The 17,578-nt window shown below is 63.0% G+C and carries 18 protein-coding genes; 7 read left to right on the top strand and 11 right to left on the bottom strand.

The window, feature by feature from the left end:
- Positions 1–36 precede the first annotated feature (36 nt).
- From NEK97_RS04310 to NEK97_RS04290, 5 genes are all read right to left on the bottom strand, one after another.
- Positions 37–939, bottom strand: a complete 903-nt coding sequence (locus NEK97_RS04310; RefSeq protein ID WP_257368709.1) for a phosphotransferase family protein — start codon at positions 937–939, stop codon at positions 37–39.
- A gap of 100 nt (positions 940–1,039) precedes the next feature.
- Positions 1,040–1,810: an ABC transporter ATP-binding protein gene (locus tag NEK97_RS04305; protein ID WP_211713109.1), complete on the bottom strand. Its 771-nt coding sequence runs from the start codon at positions 1,808–1,810 to the stop codon at positions 1,040–1,042.
- Positions 1,807–2,790 carry an ABC transporter ATP-binding protein gene (locus NEK97_RS04300; RefSeq protein ID WP_257368706.1) on the bottom strand — a complete coding sequence of 328 codons (984 nt, stop codon included), beginning with the start codon at positions 2,788–2,790 and terminating at the stop codon, positions 1,807–1,809. Before NEK97_RS04300 ends, NEK97_RS04305 begins: the two co-directional genes overlap by 4 nt.
- Entirely contained in the window at positions 2,787–3,755 is a 969-nt protein-coding gene (locus NEK97_RS04295) for a branched-chain amino acid ABC transporter permease (protein WP_235519291.1), read from the bottom strand. The genes NEK97_RS04300 and NEK97_RS04295 overlap by 4 nt, the downstream gene beginning before the upstream one ends.
- 9 nt (positions 3,756–3,764) lie before the next feature.
- A complete protein-coding gene (locus NEK97_RS04290) occupies positions 3,765–5,162 on the bottom strand; it encodes a branched-chain amino acid ABC transporter permease (RefSeq protein WP_257368703.1) in 1,398 nt (465 codons plus the stop codon).
- 354 nt (positions 5,163–5,516) lie between these two features.
- On the opposite strand from NEK97_RS04290, the gene NEK97_RS04285 reads away from it, so the two are divergent.
- The gene (locus tag NEK97_RS04285) at positions 5,517–6,425 is read left to right on the top strand and encodes a Bax inhibitor-1/YccA family protein (protein ID WP_257368702.1); all 909 of its coding nucleotides are present in this window, start codon (positions 5,517–5,519) and stop codon (positions 6,423–6,425) included.
- A gap of 67 nt (positions 6,426–6,492) precedes the next feature.
- Here the strand turns inward: NEK97_RS04285 and NEK97_RS04280 are convergent, their stop codons facing one another.
- From NEK97_RS04280 to galT, 3 genes are read right to left on the bottom strand one after another with little or no spacing between them, the layout of a single operon-like run.
- Positions 6,493–7,731 (bottom strand): acetyl-CoA C-acetyltransferase, encoded by a 1,239-nt coding sequence (locus tag NEK97_RS04280; RefSeq protein ID WP_257368700.1) that lies wholly within the window; start codon positions 7,729–7,731, stop codon positions 6,493–6,495.
- A 57-nt stretch (positions 7,732–7,788) separates the two neighbouring features.
- Positions 7,789–8,949, bottom strand: coding sequence for a galactokinase (galK, locus tag NEK97_RS04275; protein ID WP_257368698.1), 1,161 nt, complete (start codon positions 8,947–8,949; stop codon positions 7,789–7,791).
- The gene (gene galT, locus NEK97_RS04270) at positions 8,946–10,094 is read right to left on the bottom strand and encodes a galactose-1-phosphate uridylyltransferase (protein WP_257368696.1); all 1,149 of its coding nucleotides are present in this window, start codon (positions 10,092–10,094) and stop codon (positions 8,946–8,948) included. Before galT ends, galK begins: the two co-directional genes overlap by 4 nt.
- Positions 10,095–10,193: 99 nt before the next feature.
- On the opposite strand from galT, the gene NEK97_RS04265 reads away from it, so the two are divergent.
- The 4 genes from NEK97_RS04265 (at position 10,194) to NEK97_RS04250 (ending at position 14,362) form a co-directional block, all read left to right on the top strand.
- Entirely contained in the window at positions 10,194–11,144 is a 951-nt protein-coding gene (locus NEK97_RS04265) for an aldose 1-epimerase family protein (protein ID WP_257368695.1), read from the top strand.
- Positions 11,145–11,206: 62 nt separating this feature from the next.
- Complete coding sequence (locus tag NEK97_RS04260) at positions 11,207–12,487, top strand: AI-2E family transporter (RefSeq protein ID WP_257368694.1); 1,281 nt, start codon at positions 11,207–11,209, stop codon at positions 12,485–12,487.
- Between the two features lie 3 nt (positions 12,488–12,490).
- On the top strand, positions 12,491–13,729 hold the full coding sequence (gene ilvA, locus NEK97_RS04255; RefSeq protein ID WP_026542826.1) for a threonine ammonia-lyase: 1,239 nt from the start codon (positions 12,491–12,493) through the stop codon (positions 13,727–13,729).
- A gap of 24 nt (positions 13,730–13,753) precedes the next feature.
- Positions 13,754–14,362 (top strand): rhomboid family intramembrane serine protease, encoded by a 609-nt coding sequence (locus NEK97_RS04250; protein WP_257368693.1) that lies wholly within the window; start codon positions 13,754–13,756, stop codon positions 14,360–14,362.
- A gap of 79 nt (positions 14,363–14,441) precedes the next feature.
- On the opposite strand, the gene greA is transcribed toward NEK97_RS04250, so the two are convergent.
- Entirely contained in the window at positions 14,442–14,936 is a 495-nt protein-coding gene (gene greA / locus NEK97_RS04245; protein ID WP_257368692.1) for a transcription elongation factor GreA, read from the bottom strand.
- 152 nt (positions 14,937–15,088) lie between these two features.
- Positions 15,089–15,547, bottom strand: coding sequence for a DUF4307 domain-containing protein (locus tag NEK97_RS04240; protein WP_257368690.1), 459 nt, complete (start codon positions 15,545–15,547; stop codon positions 15,089–15,091).
- A gap of 86 nt (positions 15,548–15,633) precedes the next feature.
- On the opposite strand from NEK97_RS04240, the gene mca reads away from it, so the two are divergent.
- Both mca and NEK97_RS04230 read left to right on the top strand, forming a co-directional pair.
- A complete protein-coding gene (gene mca / locus NEK97_RS04235; RefSeq protein WP_257368689.1) occupies positions 15,634–16,539 on the top strand; it encodes a mycothiol conjugate amidase Mca in 906 nt (301 codons plus the stop codon).
- A gap of 60 nt (positions 16,540–16,599) precedes the next feature.
- The gene (locus NEK97_RS04230) at positions 16,600–16,872 is read left to right on the top strand and encodes a hypothetical protein (protein ID WP_257368688.1); all 273 of its coding nucleotides are present in this window, start codon (positions 16,600–16,602) and stop codon (positions 16,870–16,872) included.
- A 57-nt stretch (positions 16,873–16,929) separates the two neighbouring features.
- On the opposite strand, the gene NEK97_RS04225 is transcribed toward NEK97_RS04230, so the two are convergent.
- Positions 16,930–17,571 (bottom strand): hemolysin III family protein, encoded by a 642-nt coding sequence (locus NEK97_RS04225; protein WP_257368686.1) that lies wholly within the window; start codon positions 17,569–17,571, stop codon positions 16,930–16,932.
- Positions 17,572–17,578: the final 7 nt, after the last annotated feature.

Below are 17,578 nucleotides of genomic sequence, written 5' to 3'. Positions count from 1 at the left end.
GTCCCCTTCCTCCCGGAGGAAGGGGACCTGTTCCCGTTAAGCCATCGTGAGGACTCTTTCCACCATGGCGACTCCCTGCTGTTCAAAGGATTCGTCACCTATGCTGTGAGCCCAGACCACCGTTCCCACTGCTTGGTCGAGGTTTTCGAGCCGCCATGCAGAGGCCTCCTCAGGGTTTGTGACAGCCCTTCCCAAACCTTCCTGAAAGGCTGCGGCCAAGGCTGCATCCGCCAGGAACTGTTGGTGGGTGAGCCGGACCAGATCGTGTACCCACGGGCGCAGGTCGGCGCGGCCGAAGTCTATGACTTTCACCTCGCCGTCGTCGTACAGCCAGTTCCTTGGTTGGTAGTCACCGTGACTGGTCACCAACTCAACCGGTGAAAGCTCGACGGCGGCAACCTCCTCTGTCAGGCGCCGTACCAGGCCTCCAGCCAGGAGGCCCTGCGCTTTGCCGATCACGGCCCTGGTTCTGGCCGCCAGCGAACGCATGTAACTCCGGGAGACCCCGGCCGGACTATGCAGCCGTGCCAGAAGCGCTCCGGCCTGCCGGTAGGTATCGGGAACGTGCTCCGCCGGACTCCCTGCCACCAGAATGCCCGGCAAGAAGCGCGTCACCAGAAGGCGGGCGTCCGTGGAAGCGTGTACAAGTGAAGGCACGCGGCCTTCCAGACCTGGCATTCCACGGGAATAGGCGGCGATCTCACGGCGGATGTGGTGGCTGGTTTGGCTGGCCTTGACGATGTAACGCCCGCCATCCGGGGTGCCGAGCTGCAGGACCGTGGTGTCCTGCATGGGCCAGGAGTGGTCGCTGATGACCTCGAAGGGGCCCAGCCACGAGGACAGAAGCCGCTGCTGCTCCTCGCTGATCCCGTCTTTCACCAATCCAGCATGCCACGGGTTGCTGGCGACGCGGGTTGTGAGGCCTGCTCTGCGCGCCATGAGGGGAGTATGGGGCGCAGAGCGGGCCCCACAACAAAGCGTGGGCCCCGGCTCAGTAGCCGAGCTGGGGCCCACGTGGTGTTGGAGCGTCGTGGATCTACTAGACCTCGTCCGCCAGGGTGCCCAGGTACAGCTGGATCACCTTGGGGTCCTTCATGAGCTCACGGCCCGTACCCGTGTACGCGTCCTTACCCTGGTCCAGGACGTAGCCGCGATCGCAGATCTGAAGGCAGCGGCGTGCGTTCTGTTCCACCATGATCACGGAGACGCCGGCACGGTTGATCTCGTGGACGCGCAGGAACGTCTCGTCCTGCTTGACGGGGGAGAGACCGGCCGACGGCTCATCCAGCAGCAACACAGCCGGGTCCATCATGAGGGCCCTTCCCATGGCCACCATCTGGCGTTCGCCACCCGAAAGGGACCCGGCGCGTTGTGCGCGCCGCTTGCCCAGTTCCGGGAACAGGCTGGTGACAAAGTCGAAGCGCTCGGCGAAGACCTTGGGCCGCTGGAACATGCCCATCTGGAGGTTCTCTTCGATGGTCAAGGTAGCGAAGACGTTGTTGGTCTGCGGAACGAAGCCCACGCCTTGGGTCACCAGCTTGTTGGCCTTCAACCCGGTGAGGTCCTGCCCGCGGACCACAACAGTGCCGGAGTGCACCTTTACCAGGCCGAACATGGCCTTGAGCAGGGTGGACTTGCCGGCGCCATTGGGTCCGATAATCCCGATCAGTTCACCCTTGCGCGCCTCGATGCTGCAGCCATTAAGGATGTTGACGCCCGGGATGTAGCCCGCCACCAGGTTGGTGACTTTGACGACGGAATCGCTTGCCGGGGCGGCTGCCGAGGCGGGCATTGCAGCGGGACTGCTCATTTCCCGTCCTCCTTCTTGGGTTCTTCGATGTCGGACAGAATGCCGGCATCTTCCGTTCCGACAACCGACTCGTCATCGGCTACGAGTTCCGCTTCGAGTTCCTTGATGCCTTCAGCGTCGCCAAGATCGACGTCGTGGTGGGCGCCAAGGTAGGCGTCGATGACGGCGGGATTCTTCATCACTTCTCCCGGAGGTCCCTCAGCCACCACCTTGCCTTCGGCCATGACCACCACCCAGTCAGCGATGTGGCGGACCATGTTCATGTCGTGCTCAACGAACAGCACGGTCATGCCTTCGGCTTTGAGGTTCTTGATGTGATCCAACAGCGACTGTGTCAGGGCCGGATTCACGCCTGCCATGGGTTCATCGAGCATGACGAGCTTGGGCCGGACCATCAGCGAGCGTGCCATTTCCAGGAGCTTGCGCTGGCCGCCGGAGAGTGACGCAGCGTAGTCGTCCTTCTTGGCATCAAGCTTGAACTTCTGCAACAGGATGTCAGCCTGGGCGGTGATTTCCTTTTCCCGGCCACCCCACATGCCTTTGAAAAGGGCCTTGGAGAGTCGTTCGCCGGGCTGGTCGGCAGCGCCGAGGCGCATGTTTTCCATGACCGTCAGCTTGCCCATCACCTTGGTCAGCTGGAAGGTGCGGACCATGCCCATACGGGCCACCTTGTAGGAGGAAACACCTGCGAGGCTGTTGCCCTCGAACTGCCACTTTCCCGTGTTGGGGGTGTCGAAGCCCGTGAGCAGGTTGAACAGCGTGGTCTTGCCTGCGCCGTTGGGCCCGATCAGAGCCGTGATCTTGTGGCGGGGAATTTCGAGGTACTCGACGTCCACGGCATTGATGCCGCCAAAGGAACGGGTAACGTCCTCTGCCACCACGATCGGGTCGCGCTTCTTGCAGCCGGGCAGGTTCTCCCCGACGGCGATCGGCCGCGAATCGGTCATATAGTCGATGTCTTGTTCGTTCATTTCACTCATGCGAATGCAAGCTCCTTCTTATTGCCGAAGACGCCTTGCGGGCGGAAGATCATCAGGAGCATCAGTGCCACACCCACCAGGATGTAGCGGAGCTGGCCTGCCTGGACAGTGGTCAGCCACGTGATGACCCCCGATTCGATGAGGCCGTAAAGAAGGCTCTGGGTCAGCGAGAGCACTACCCAGAAGATCATGGCTCCAATGACCGGCCCCAGGACAGTGGCCATGCCACCGAGCAGGAGGCAGGTCCACAGGAAGAACGTCAGCTCGGTGCCGTAGTTGGATGGTTGGACAGCGCCGCGGGGCAGGGTGAAGATCATGCCGGCAAGTGCGCCAAGCACACCGCCAATGACCAGCGCCTGCATCTTGTAGGAGTAGACGTTCTTACCGAGTGATCGAACGGCGTTCTCGTCTTCGCGGATGCCCTTCAGTACGCGGCCCCAGGGGCTGCGCATGAGGAGCCAGACCAGCAGGCAGCAAACGATGACCAAGGCCCAACCCACCACGCGGATGAAGAAGTCCCTGTTGTTCATGCCCATGTAGGAGCCTTCGGGGAAAGGATTCATGGCGTAGAAATCGCCCTCGAAGGCGGCCAGGCCGTTTGCCGAACCAGTGACGCTGGTCAGCTGATTGGTAGTGACGACGTACCGGACGATTTCCGCGGACGCGATGGTCACGATGGCCAGATAATCGGCCCGTAGCCTCAGCGTCGGAATGCCGAGGATGAAGGCGAAGATCACCGAACACAGGATGGCGATCAGCAGGCCGATGAAGAACGGAGCCTTGAACGTCAGGGTGGAGATGGCAAAGCCGTAAGCACCCACGGCCATGAAACCTGCCTGGCCGAAGTTCAGCAGGCCTGAGTAGCCGAAGTGGACCGCAAGGCCCAAAGCGGCAAGCGCGTAGGCCGCCGTCGTCGGACTGAAAAGTTCGCCAAGGGCGCTGGAGAGAATAAATCCGAAATCCATGGCCCGCTCCTAACCCACACGCTCACGCCGGCCGAGGATACCCTGCGGTCGGAACAGAAGGACAACAATCATGATGAACAGGGCACCGACGTATTTGAGGTCGGCGGGGAGGCCGAACACGGTTGTCAGTTCCACGAAGACGCCGACGACGATCGAGCCGATCAGTGCGCCGAAGACGGTTCCCAGGCCGCCCAGGGTCACGCCGGCGAAGATGAGAAGCAGGATCTGCGAGCCCATGTCGAAGGTGACGCCTGGCCGGTAGTACGCCCACAGGATGCCGCCGAGGGAAGCAAGGACACCGCCAACGATCCACACAAGCCTGATCACGGAGTCGACGTCGATGCCGGATGCCGCTGCCAGTGCGGGGTTGTCCGCCACTGCGCGTGTTGCTTTGCCGAGGCGTGTTTTCAGCAGGACGATGCCCACCAGTGCGATGACCACGGCACTGATGATCAGTGACCAAAGGTTGTTCGGCGTGATGGACACGGGGCCGATCTGGATCTCGGCACTTTGGGCTCCGGGCAGCTGCTGTGTGGCACCGCCGAAGAAGAACTGGATGACATACCGGATTGCCAAGGCAAGGCCGATGCTGACGATCATCATGGGGACAAGGCCTGAGCCACGTTTACGCAGCGGGCGCCACAGTCCAGCGTCCTGGACGTAGCCGAAGACTCCGCCGCCGACCAGTGCCAGCAGGATGGCCAACCAGAAGGGCAGACCCATGCCGTTGAACATGAACACCAAGACCGCGCCCAGTGTGACCATCTCGCCGTGGGCGAAGTTGGTGAGGCCGGTGGTTCCGAAGATCAGGGAAAGGCCAACAGCGGCAAGGGCCAGGAGCAAGCCGAAGCTCAGGCCTGCGACGAGGCGGTTGAGCAGGTTCTGGCCGAAGTCCTGTTGCTGGATCACAATGCCTTTGCCGAAGGCGAAGATCACCGACAGGTTGGAGGTCTGGCTGAAGGTGACATCGCGGGGATTGTCCTGGCCTTCAGCGAGCTTGATGCCGTCCGGCAGGGTGGAAGTGTCCAGCTCTACCCTGTAAGTGCCCTGGACCGGGACGCCGATGCTCCAGGCACCGTTGGCTCCTGAAGTGGCTTCGCCCTGGAAGCCATTGCCTGAGGCCTTGATTTTGACGCCGGGTATGGGTGCCCGGGCATCATCGCGGAGGAATCCGCTGATGTTGTTTTGGAAATTTGTTGCTGATGGCGAAGGCGAGGGGGTGGTTGCCTCCGCCGCGGGGGCGGCGATCAACAGAACAGCAATGAGGGAAGCGAAAAGCGCCCCCACTACTCTCTGCAGTCCCTTGGACCGTCTGATGGACGGGTCGCGCAGTGTGCTTCTCAAAATGGAAACCTCCACAGTGGGGGTGGTCCCGGCTGCGCCATTGCGGCCGGTGCGAACGGTCATGGGGCTTGTGAACAACTCTTTTCCTAGCTGCCTCGATGTGATCTAAGTCACCCATGTGTGGCCTATGTTACCGCTCGTGGGGAGTAATGAATGCCCAGTTCGGCGGTGCGAAGATCGCGATCAGGTAACAACTGTGAAGCTGGAGGCAACAAGCAATGTAGTGCTTCTTAAGTAAACCTTTGTTGTTTGACGGTGCTACTAAACGTTCGGACGAACGCCTACGCCCATCACTGTTCCAATTCCGTGTCACGGTTGTGTTTCGGCCTCGTGAACAAGGGAACTTTCGCTGCCGGCCGGGCGTGGTAATTGGTACCGTGAACTATCACTTAGCCCTTTTTCAGGAGGACACCCGTAATGGCACTTGGCGGAAACCCAGTCTTCAACGGAAAGAATTTCCGTGGAGCAAAGCAGGCCCCGCCTGTACCGCAAAATCCCTACGGCCAGCAGTTTAACCAAGCCGGTCGAGCGCCCTCGCAGGTCATGGATGGCCAAGCCGCATGGTCGGCCCAGCAGCAGAACATGACCAACGAGCAGCTGCAGCAGATGTACAACCAGCCCTCGGCCGGCCCCGCCGACACCGGGCGCATGACGTATGACGACGTCATCATGAAGACTGTCGCCTGCCTCGTGGTTTTGGTCATCGGTGCAGGTGTAACGCTCTTCGTTGCCCCGGCGCTCTCCAGCCTGCTCATGATCGTTGGCGCGCTGGGCGGTTTCGTCCTGGCCCTCGTCAACACGTTCAAGAAGCAGCCCTCGCCCGCGCTGATCCTGGCTTACGCCGGCCTCGAGGGCCTGTTCCTCGGCGGCCTCACCCGCATCCTTGATGGCATGTTCCCGGGTGTCGGCCTGCAAGCAGTCATCGGCACCCTTGCTGTTTTCGGTGTCACGCTGGTCCTGTTCAAGAGTGGCAAGGTCCGTGCGACTCCCAAGATGGTCCGCTTCTTCATGATCGCCACCATCGGTTACGCGGTCTTCGCGCTCATTAACCTGGTCATGATGTGGACCGGCGCCGTGCAGGAGCCGTTCGGTCTCCGCACCAGCATCACGATCGCGGGCATCCCGTTGGGCGTCTTCATCGGCATCCTGGCCATTGGCCTGGCAGCGTTCTCGCTCATCATGGACTTCACCAGCATCGAGCAAGGCGTCCGCGCCGGTGCCCCGGAACGTTATTCCTGGATTGCCGCATTCGGCCTGACGGTCACCCTGGTGTGGCTCTACGTCGAAATCATCCGCCTGCTGGCAATCCTGCGGGGCGACGACTAACACCGCCGGAACAAGTAAGCGCCAAAATGCCCCTGAACAATGTTTGGGGGCATTTTTGTATTAACTGCTAGCTCAGGCGCTCGAACACCACCGCCATGCCCTGCCCGCCGCCCACGCACAAGGTCGCAAGCCCCAATGTCCCGTCACGCTCCTTCAAGCCATTCAGAAGCGTGCTGGTCATGCGGGCGCCGGTCATCCCAAAGGGGTGCCCCAATGCGATGGCACCGCCATGGACGTTGAGCTTGGCCGGGTCGATCCCCAGTTCACGGGCGCTGGCGAGAACCTGGACCGCGAAGGCTTCGTTGAGCTCCACCAAATCGATGTCGTCCATTGTCAGGCCGGCCAACGCGAGTGCCCGGCGGGAGGATTCCACCGGTCCCATGCCCATGAGCTCGGGGGAGAGAGCGCTCACTCCGGTCGAAACGACGCGCGCCAGGGGCTGAAGTCCAAGGTCGCGCGCCCGGGTGTCGCTCATGACCACCACGGCGGCGGCGCCATCGTTAAGGGGGCAGGCGTTCCCCGCTGTCACTGTCCCTGATGCGCGGAACACTGGTTGCAACGCGGATACCGCTTCAAGGGTCACCCCGGCCCGGGGCGAATCGTCGCGGTCCACCATAACCCCGTCCTTGCGTGTGTACGGTGTGATGTCGCGTGAATAGAACCCCGAGGCAATGGCGGCTTCGGCACGGTTTTGGCTTAGGACGCCCCACTGGTCCTGTTCGGCCCTGCTGATGCCATAGCTTGTGGCGACGTTCTCGGCGGTCTGGCCCATGGAGATGTAGATGTCCGGCAAACGGCCGCCCAGCCTGGGGTCGGTCCACGGGATGTTTGAGGCCGCACGGGCAGCTGTGCGCTGTGCGGCAGACTCGAAAAGGGGATTGTGGTTGGCGGTATCGGTTTCACCCGCTCCGGCCCAGTTCTGGTACCGCGATACGCTCTCCACCCCGGCCGAGACGATCGCGTGGGCTTCTCCGGATTTGATGGCGTGGAAGGCCATTCGCAGCGTTTGGAGGCTCGAGGCACAGAAACGGTTGATGGTGGCCGCCGGTACGCGGTCCAGCCCGGCCAGGACAGCAACCACGCGCGCCATGTTGGAGCCGGCCTCGCCGCTGGGCTCTGCACAACCGAGCAGGATGTCATCGAGTCCCTTGCCACCATCGGCACCAGGATCGAAGCCGGGCAGCTTGGCCAGGGCAGCCTGGACCATGGCGGTTGCGAGGTCATCCGGACGTTCGTCCTTGAGCGAGCCTTTGAAGGCCCGGCCTATGGGACTCCTTGCGGTGGAAACGATGACAGCCTCAGTCATGGCCCCAGCTTACGCCCGGCATCCGGGAGGAATTGAGGGCGCCAGCGGAGTGGAACGTCAGGCCAGGCGCCGGGCGCCCTCTGCCGGTGTAACGGTGAAAATGTCCGGTGCGGTGAAGCCCGCCTCCGCGAAGGAACGCACGACGGCGTCACGCACCTGCTGCTCCTGGCCCACCGGAGTCAGGGCAATGGCCGAGCCGCCGAAACCTCCACCGGTCATGCGGGCACCAATGGCGCCGGCGGACCGGGAAGTGTCCACGGCGAGGTCCAGCTCCGGGCAGGAGATCTCGAAGTCATCCCGCATGGAGACGTGGCTGGCATCCAGCAGTGCGCCGATGGAGGCAGGACCCTGGGTGCCAAGGAATTCAACAGTTTGGAGGACCCTGTCGTTTTCAGTGACCACGTGGCGGACCCGTCGAAGGGTGGTTTCGTCCAGCAAACCGGACGCCTCCTCCAAACGCTCCACACCGACGTCGCGCAGTGCTTTGACACCGAGGATCTCGGCACCCAATTCGCAGGACGCCCGCCTGGAGGCGTAACCGCCGTCGGCATGGGAATGCGACACTTTCGTATCGATGACCAGCAGGACCAAACCTGAAGCCTGGGCATCGAAGGGGACCAGCTCCACGTGCTGGTCGCGGCAGTCCAGGAAGACGGCCTGACCCTTGGCTCCCCGCAAGGAAGCCGACTGGTCCATGATTCCCGTGGGCGCGCCAACAAAGACGTTCTCTGCACGCTGGGTAGCCAAGACCAGTTCCTCGGCGGCGAAGCCTGCTCCCGTGAGCTCGTTGAGGGCGGAAATGACGGCGCACTCAATCGCATGGGAGGAAGAAAGGCCGGCGCCCAGGGGAACATCGGAGTCGAGGAGCAGGTCGAATCCGGGGACGTTCACGTCCCGGTCCTTCAAAGCCCAGGCCACCCCCAGCGGATACCGCGACCAGCCGTGGCCTGAACCCGGCTCCAAACCGTTGAGGTCCGCCTCCACGAGGCCGTGGCCACCAAACGTGGAGAGCAGGCGCACCGTGGAATCGCCGCGGACGCGCAGGGCCACTTTTGCCGTCTTGTCGATCGCGAAGGGCAGGACGAACCCTTCGTTGTAGTCGGTGTGCTCGCCGATGAGGTTGACCCGGCCGGGAGCCTGCCACACGCCGTCGGGAGCGGCACCAAAGACTTCCTGGAAGCGGGCGGCGAGGACGCTGGTGTCGGTGGCGGTGCTCATGCTGGGGTGCCTTCCAGGGTTTTGGCGGAGGCCGGGGCGGCAACGTTGCGCATCCGTTCGGCGACGGCCTCCGGCGTGGTGTCGTTGATGAACGCTCCCATGGCCGCTTCTGAACCGGCCAGGTACTTGAGCTTATCGGCCGCGCGGCGGGGCGAGGTCAACTGCAGGTGGAGTTGGCCCGCAGGGCGCAGGGCCGGATCCAACGGGGCCTGGTGCCATGCGGAGATGTACGGCATGGGTGTTGGGTAGAGCAAGTCCAGCCGCTTCAACAGGTCAAGGTAGACGTGCGACAGTTCGTCCCGTTCCTCCCCGGTCAGTGCAGCCAAATCAGGGACGCTGCGGTGCGGTACCAAGTGGATCTCCAGGGGCCAGCGCGCAGCGAAAGGGACGTAGGCGCTGAAGTGCTTGGCCTCCAGGACCATCCGGCTTCCATCTTCACGTTCGGCTTTGAGGAGCGAGGCCGCCAGGGTTTCCTTCGCGTCGACGTCGTCGTAGTACTTGCGGGCGACGGCGCCCAGTTGGGCCGCACGGGGCGTCACGTAGGGGTAGGCGTAGATCTGGCCGTGGGGGTGGTGCAGGGTGACGCCGATGTCCGCACCACGGTTTTCGAACGGGAAGACCTGTTTGATCCCGGGCAGGGCGCTCAGGGCTTCCGTGCGCTGGGCCCAGGCTTCGATCACGGTGCGGCCGCGCGTTTCACCCAGTTCGGCGAACGAACCGGTGTGCTGCGGGGTGAAAGCCACCACTTCGCAGCGCCCGTAGGCCACTCCCTTGGTGCCGTGGCCGCTGAGGCCCGGTGCCGGCAGGGGAGGGATGTCACCTACTGCAGGTCCGAGCGACGGGAAACGGTTTTCGAAGACCACCACGTCATAATCCGGTGCTGGGATCTCGGACGGGTTCGCAGGCGTGGTCGGGCAAATAGGGCACTGATCTGCAGGGGGCAGATGCGTCCGGGCTTGCCGATGGGCCGCTACGGCTACCCAGTCACCGGACAACGCGTCATACCTGACTTCCCCGGGCTCGCCTCGGGCGGGAAGCCCGCGGTGGTCAACCAGAGATTCGGGAGCTCGTTCCGGAGTTCCGGGGTCATCGAAATAGATCAGCTCTCGGCTGTCCGCGAGGCGGGTGCTGGTGATGCGACTCATGAATCCATCATTCCACAAGTAACCAAAAGCGCATAGTTTCTAACAAAAGCAAACATTGCCGATCGGTCCGGACCTTCTGGGATGCAGTACGGTAATGCCATGCCTGCCTCATCTGCGCCCGTTGACCAAACCGACCAGCCAGCCTCCCGTCGATTCGCCACGGGCCGGCAATTCGAGCTCCGCAGGGACGACGCGCTCGCCGTCATCACGGAGCTCGCGGCCGGCCTTCGCCTGTACTCGCGCAAGGGTATCCCGCTGACCGAAAGCTACGGCGATGACCAGATTCCGCCCGGCGCAACAGGCATCACCCTGGCTCCCTGGGCGAACCGCATCGAAGACGGTGTCTGGTACCTCGACGGAAAGAAACAACAGCTCGACATCACCGAAGCCTCCCGCAACAATGCCAGCCACGGACTCCTCCGGAATACCGGATACACGCTGGTGGATGAGTCCGAGTTTTCCGTGACCCTGGAAGCCACCGTTTTCCCGCAACACGGGTACCCGTTCCTGGCGCGGCACCAGGTTCGTTACGAGCTGGACGAAGCCTTGGACCTCCGCGTATCGCAGACCTTGCTCAACGACTCCCCATCAGCGGCCCCCTTCGTCCTGGGCGCCCACCCGTACCTGCGCATCGGCGACGTCGCGCCGGAGGACCTGACGCTGACCGTCCACGCAAGAACCCGTCTGGTGGCTGATGACCGGCTCATCCCCAGGAGCGCCGCTGCGGCAGGCGGGGAGTACGACTTTTCCGCCGGGCGCACACTGGGCGGACTCCTGGTGGACGTCGCCTTGACGGACTTGGCGTTCGACGGCGGTGTGGCCCGCCACACGCTGACGGCAGCCGACGGCCGAAGTGTGAGCCTGGAGCAGGACGAAAGCTGCCAGTACGTGCACGTCTTCGTCACCGACACCTTCCCCGGCCGTACCAGGGCGGTGGCCATAGAGCCCATGACCGGACCGGCCAACGCGTTCAACAGCGGCGATGGCCTGCGCTGGCTGGCCCCAGGCGAAGCATTCACCATGAACTGGGGCATCACGGCGTCCCTTTAGCCAGGCCCTGCCACGGCGCGGTTCGGTTTCCCATACGGCGCGGGCTGCGGAAGTATAGGTTCATGACGCCAACACCTGACGCCAGATCACGTTCTGACCGCCAAATCGCCGAAGACATCCCCTACGGGGTGCGTATTGCCGCCGCGTGGTCGTGGCGGGCAGGGTTGATCCTGCTCATGATCGGCGCCCTCGTGTGGCTGCTGGGCAAGGTCAGTTTCCTCATCATCCCCGTGATGGTGGCAGCCCTCCTGGCAGGCCTGCTTTATCCGGTGGTCGCTTGGCTGCGTCAACGGAGCATGCCCAACGGTGCTGCCGTGGCTGTCACGGTCCTGGGCTTCATCGGCGTGATCGTAGGTGCCTTGGCCCTTGTGGGCAGGCAGCTCATATCCGGCTTCGGCGAGCTTTGGCAAGAGGCCCTGATCGGAATCCAGCAGATCCAGACGTGGCTGGCAGATGGGCCGCTCCATCTCACGGCCGACCAGATCGACCAATACATTGCCGATGGTGCCAATGCCCTGCAGAACAACAGCAGCAGCATCCTGAGCGGTGCCCTGTCCTTTGGCAGCACCGCCGGGCACTTTGCGGCAGGCCTGGTCCTGGCACTGTTTATCCTGATCTTCTTCCTGCTTGAAGGCAGCCGGATCTGGGGATTCCTGGTCCGTCTGTTGCCCAAGACGGCACGCCGGGCCACGGACGGCGCAGGCCGCCGCGGCTGGACCTCGATGGTCAGTTACGTCCGCATCCAGATGTTCGTCGCGTTCGTGGACGCAGTGGGCATTGGTGTGGGTGCTGCCATCATCCAGGTTCCGCTTGCCCTGCCCCTCGCCGTCCTGGTGTTCATTGGATCCTTTATCCCCGTGGTGGGTGCCCTGGTCACCGGTGCCATCGCCGTGCTTCTCGCACTGGTAGCCAACGGACCCATCAACGCGCTGATCATGCTGGCCATCGTCCTGCTTGTCCAGCAGCTCGAAAGCCACATCCTCCAGCCGCTGGTGATGGGCAAGGCCGTAGCCCTCCACCCGGTGGCCGTGATCCTCTCGGTGGCCGCAGGCTCCTACTTGGCAGGAATTCCCGGCGCGCTGTTCGCGGTGCCGTTGCTCGCCGTAGTAAACACGGCAGTTCGCTACATTGCGGGCCGGACGTGGGAACATGATGAAGTACTGGGCGGCGTGGAGCTCCAGCAGGGCACTGCTGCAACGGCCCCGGACGCGGACGCCAACTTCAAGGACGTCAGCGTCCAAAAGCCCTCATCCCGGGCCGGTAACGGCGTCGGTGGCAAGACCAAGGTTTCAGGGAGTACCTCCGTAGAGGACCCTGCGGCCAACACCAACAAAGGAGAATAGTCAGTGAATACCCTCGAAACCCTGCCCGTCACGCTGGACGATGTCCTCAAGGCGCAGGAGCTGCTCGAGGGCATTATTACCAAGACTCCGGTGGAGTCGTCCCGTGCGTTGGGCAGCCTTGTAGGCGGAAACGTCTTTTTCAAGTGCGAGAACCTCCAGCGTGCAGGCTCCTTCAAGGTCCGTGGCGCCTACGTCCGGATGGCCCGCCTGACCGAAGACGAAAAGAAGCGCGGAGTGGTGGCGGCCTCCGCCGGAAACCACGCGCAAGGCGTGGCCGTAGCCGCTAAGAGCCTTGGCATCAATGCCAGAATCTACATGCCGCTCGGCGTTGCCCTGCCCAAACTGGCAGCAACCCGCAGCCATGGCGCCGAAGTGGTCCTGCACGGGCACAACGTGGATGAGGCACTCGCCGAGGCCCAACGCTACGCCAACGAAACCGGCGCAGTGTTCGTGCACCCCTTCGACAACGTGGACGTCGTGGCCGGCCAAGGCACCATCGGGCTCGAAATCCTGGACCAGATCCCCAACGTGGACACGATCCTCATGGGTGTCGGCGGTGGTGGACTCCTGGCCGGTGTGGCAGTGGCCATCAAGGCCCGGGCCAAGGAACTTGGCCGGGAAATCCGGGTTATCGGCGTGCAGGCGGAAAACGCCGCAGCCTACCCTCCCTCCCTTGCAGCAGATGCACTGGTGCCGCTCAAGAAGGTCACTACGATGGCGGACGGTATCGCCGTGGGCCGGCCGGGTCAGCTTCCGTTCAGCATCATCCGGGAACTCGTCGACGACGTCGTCACCGTCAGCGAAGACTCGTTGGCCCGCGCCCTGATCTTCCTGCTCGAACGGGCAAAGATGGTGGTTGAACCTGCCGGTGCCGTCGGAGTAGCCGCACTGATGGATGGCAAGATCGAAAACCCGGGGAACACCGCCGTCGTGCTTTCCGGCGGAAACATCGATCCCATGCTGATGCTCAAAGTCATCCAGCGAGGCCTGTCGGCCGCCGGCCGGTTCATGACGGTGCGCATGATGCTGGATGACCGTCCCGGTTCGCTGGCGACCATCGCGCGGATCATCGCCGAAAACGATGCCAACGTCACCGGACTCGACCACACCCGCCTGGGTGGATCCATCAGCATGGGCGATGTCTCCATCACCATCAACCTGGAAACCAAGGGCCACGAACACGGAGAACAGGTTCTCGGTGCGCTGCGTGCCGAGGGCTTCCAGCCAATCGTGGTGCACTGACAGGGGGAGCCATTGGTGCTGGGAATGCCTGAGGGGACGCCGGTAGAGGCGAAGGATTCGTTGGCCGGGCGGGCGAAGGGCGGCCTGTTGTTCATGGGCGGCTTCGTGATCCTGCTCTACGTCATCGAGTTTATTAACACGCTGATGCTTCACAGCCTCAACCGCACCTTTGGCCTGCGTTCCCGGACCCTGGATGGCGTCCTGGACATCCTGACGTTCCCGCTCCTGCACGCCAACTTCAATCACCTGCTCTCCAACACGCTGCCGCTGATCATCTTCGGATTCCTGGCGTTCATGTCCGGATTCCGTGTGTTCATCACCGCCCTGGCGTTCAGTTGGCTGGGCTCAGGACTGGCTGTGTGGCTTATCGGCGGGGGAGGGGTTACGGTGGGCGCCTCCGGGCTGGTCTTCGGACTCTTCGCATTCCTCCTTGTGCGGGGCTTCTTCAACCGCAACTGGTGGCAGATCCTGCTCTCCGTGGTGCTCTTCATGGCCTACGGCAGCATCCTTTTGGGGGTGCTTCCCACGGTCATGGGGTACATCTCCTGGCAGGCACACCTCGGCGGAGCTGTCGGCGGCGTGATTGCGGCCGTCCTGTTACGCCCTAAAGCGCAGCCCGCAGCAACTTTCTGACCGCCGGCAAGGTGGCAAAGGAAACGCCGGGCCGCCCCGGGAAGGGGCGGACCGGCGTCGTTGGTTAAGGCGTTGCAGCTTAGCCGGCGTAGGGCTTCGCGGAAACGATCTCCACCGGGATTTCCTTGCCGTTGGGGGCAACGTAGCTCAGTTTCTCGCCCTCTTTGTGGCCGATGATGGCAGCGCCCAAGGGGGACTTTTCGCTGAAAACATCAATATCCGAATCCCCGGCGATTTCGCGGGAGCCGAGCAGGAACTTCTCTTCGTCGCCGGCAATGCGGGCAACAACCAGCATGCCGGGTTCAACGATGCCGTCGTCGGCAGGTGCTTCGCCCACCTGGGCATCGCGCAGAAGTGCAGTGAGCTGTCGGATGCGGGCCTCAATCTTGCCCTGCTCCTCCTTGGCTGCGTGGTAGCCGCCGTTCTCCTTGAGGTCGCCCTCCTGGCGGGCAGCTTCGATCTTCTGGACGATATCCGCCCGGCCAGCGCCGGAAAGGTGGTCCAGCTCAGCCGTCAAGCGATCGAATGCTTCCTGGGTAAGCCAAGCTGCAGTGGCGCTGTTGGTGGTAGACACGGATTTCTCCTCTTGATCTGACAATGCAAAAGACCCCGCCTAGGTGGCCACTCGTGGAACTCAGTAACCAACTTAACGGGGTGAAGGTTTCATCCATTGTAGTAAATCCTCTGGACGAACCCAAACCGGTTGAGTCGTGGGTCACACGATTGTTATTTTCCGCTGTCCACGATCCAGCAATTATCCACGACGCCGGACACCGCCGGGGACTCGGTGCGCAGGATGGTCCGCTGTACGGTGGTCCGGCCGCCATCGGCGCTTTGCTCGGGCTGGTTGGGGCCGATTTCCACCACTTTCCACCCCACTACGGCGAACTTGGAATCCATGGCCTTGATGGCGCACTTTGCCGTGGCGCCCGGACTCTTGGTGACCTGGTAGTCCACCTCTGCCTGGGTCCCATCCACCGTGCTGTACCCGATATCTTTGAAGGTGACGGGGGCTGTGGCCGAGGACGTGGCAACCCACGCCGCGAACGCAATACCAACGATCAGTGCCACGAGGACGATGATCCGCTTGGTTTTGCGGGTCATGGCGTGCTTTTGGCCGCCGTAGCGATTGGCTAGGCTGGTGCTTGCCGGTACGTGGGTGGCCGATAGGTCCTCTGAAGTCACCCATCCAGTTTAGTGCCGATCCCGGCGCCCGCTCACCGCCCACAAGTCCGTACCACAAACCCGTTATACGAAAGAGGAGCCGTCACGTGACAGCGTCCAGCAGTTCCGACCACCAGCTGAGGCTGCTCGCCGTCCACGCCCACCCGGATGATGAGTCCAGCAAGGGCGCGGCGACCATGGCAATGTATGCCGCGGCCGGAGTGGACGTCATGGTTGCCACGTGCACGGACGGCTCGCGGGGAGATATCCAGAATCCCGCCATGGAGGATGCTCCGCACCCCAAGCGCGACATGGCCGGTGCGCGGCGCCTGGAAATGGCGAACGCAGCGGCAGTCCTCGGCATCAAGCAACGGTGGCTGGGCTTCGTGGACTCAGGCTTGCCTGAAGGTGACCCGCTTCCTGCGCTCCCTGCAGGGTGCTTCGCCCTGCAGCCTTTGGAGCGGGCCACAGCGCCGCTGGTCCGCCTGGTCCGGAATTTCAAGCCCCACGTCATCCTCAGCTATGACGAAAATGGAGGGTACCCGCACCCGGACCACATCATGGCCCACAAGGTGGCTGTGGAAGCCTTCGAAGCCGCAGGCGACGCTGACCGGTACCCGGGGCTGGGGGAGCCGTGGGCGCCGAGCAAGCTCTACTACGACCGTGCATTCAGCCCCGAACGCTTCCGGGCATTGCACTTCGCCCTGGAAGAGGCCGGCCTGCAGTCCCCGTATGCCGAGCGGCTAGCTGCTTGGCTGGAAGCTGACGCCGAGGGGCACACCCCGCCGGTACCGGCCCACCAGACAACCACCCAGGTGGATTGCGGGGACTTCTTCGAGGCCCGGGACGACGCCCTGCGCGCTCACCGAACCCAGATCGACCCGCTGGGGTTCTTCTTCGCTGTGTCACCGGAGCTGCAGCGAAAGGTATGGCCGTGGGAGGACTACACCCTGGTCACTTCGCGGGTCCCGTCCGAACTGCCGGAGAAGGACCTCTTCGCGGGGATAAGATAGGAACGCCGCCAGTTTCTATCGCTCGTAGAAATTGCATCTGCTCCCATAGAAGGTTTGAACGTGCACCACTTGCTACTCGCCCTGACCGTTACTCCGTCGCCCGATCCTACGGGCACGCTGCGGCCTGGTCTGTCCGAGGATCAGGTGACGCCGGGTACTTGGGGCTTCGTCCTGACGGCCTTCATCGTGATCCTCACGACCTTCCTGATTGTGGACATGGTGCGACGTATCCGCCGTGTCCGCTATCGGGCGCAGGTGGAGGAAGCCCGCATGGCTGCCGAGGCCGGCGACCAGGCGGACGAGAACGGCGACGCCGGGCCCGGTACCCGCTGACGCGGTAATCGCTGACGCAGGGCTTCAGGTGGTCAAATCGGGTGGCTGCGCAACCAGCTAGCTCAGTACTGCCATCATGATGGCGATGAAGTGTGCCGCGAAGGCCAGCACGGTGAAAGCGTGGAAGAGTTCGTGGAACCCGAAATGGGTGGCGCTGAAGTTTGGCCGTTTGATGCCGTAGAACACCGCTCCGGCGATATACAGCGCACCACCGACGCAGATGAGGACCGCCGCGGCGGCATTTGCCGCAAAAAACTGCGGCAGGTAGAACAGTGCGCCGCAGCCCAGGGCGATGTAGACGGGGACGTAGAGCCACCGTGGAGCTCCGGTCCAGAGGATCCGGAAAAGTACCCCGACTATTGCCCCGGACCACACGAGCCACAGCAAGGTGATGGCTTCGGAGCGTTCAAGGAGCGACCAGGCCAGTGGGGTGTAGCTGCCTGCGATCACCAGCATGATGTTGGTGTGGTCCAAACGTTTAAGGACCATCTTGACCCGGGGTGACCAGTTTCCGCGGTGGTAAACGGCGCTGACGCCAAAGAGCAGGAACCCTGTCAGCGCATAGATGGCCGAGGTGACCTTGCGGTCGGGAGTGGGTGCGACTGCCACCAAAATGATCCCGGCGGCCAACGCGAAAGGAGCGGCGACGGCGTGGATCCATCCACGCCAGAGGGGCTTGGTTTCGACGAGCTCAGCCATGGTTCAA

The sequence above is a fragment of the Paenarthrobacter sp. UW852 genome, from assembly GCF_024608385.1.
Classification (GTDB): Bacteria; Actinomycetota; Actinomycetes; order Actinomycetales; family Micrococcaceae; genus Arthrobacter.
The sequence above is the reverse complement of the archived record's forward strand: the minus strand, read 5'-3'. Positions and strand labels throughout refer to the sequence as shown.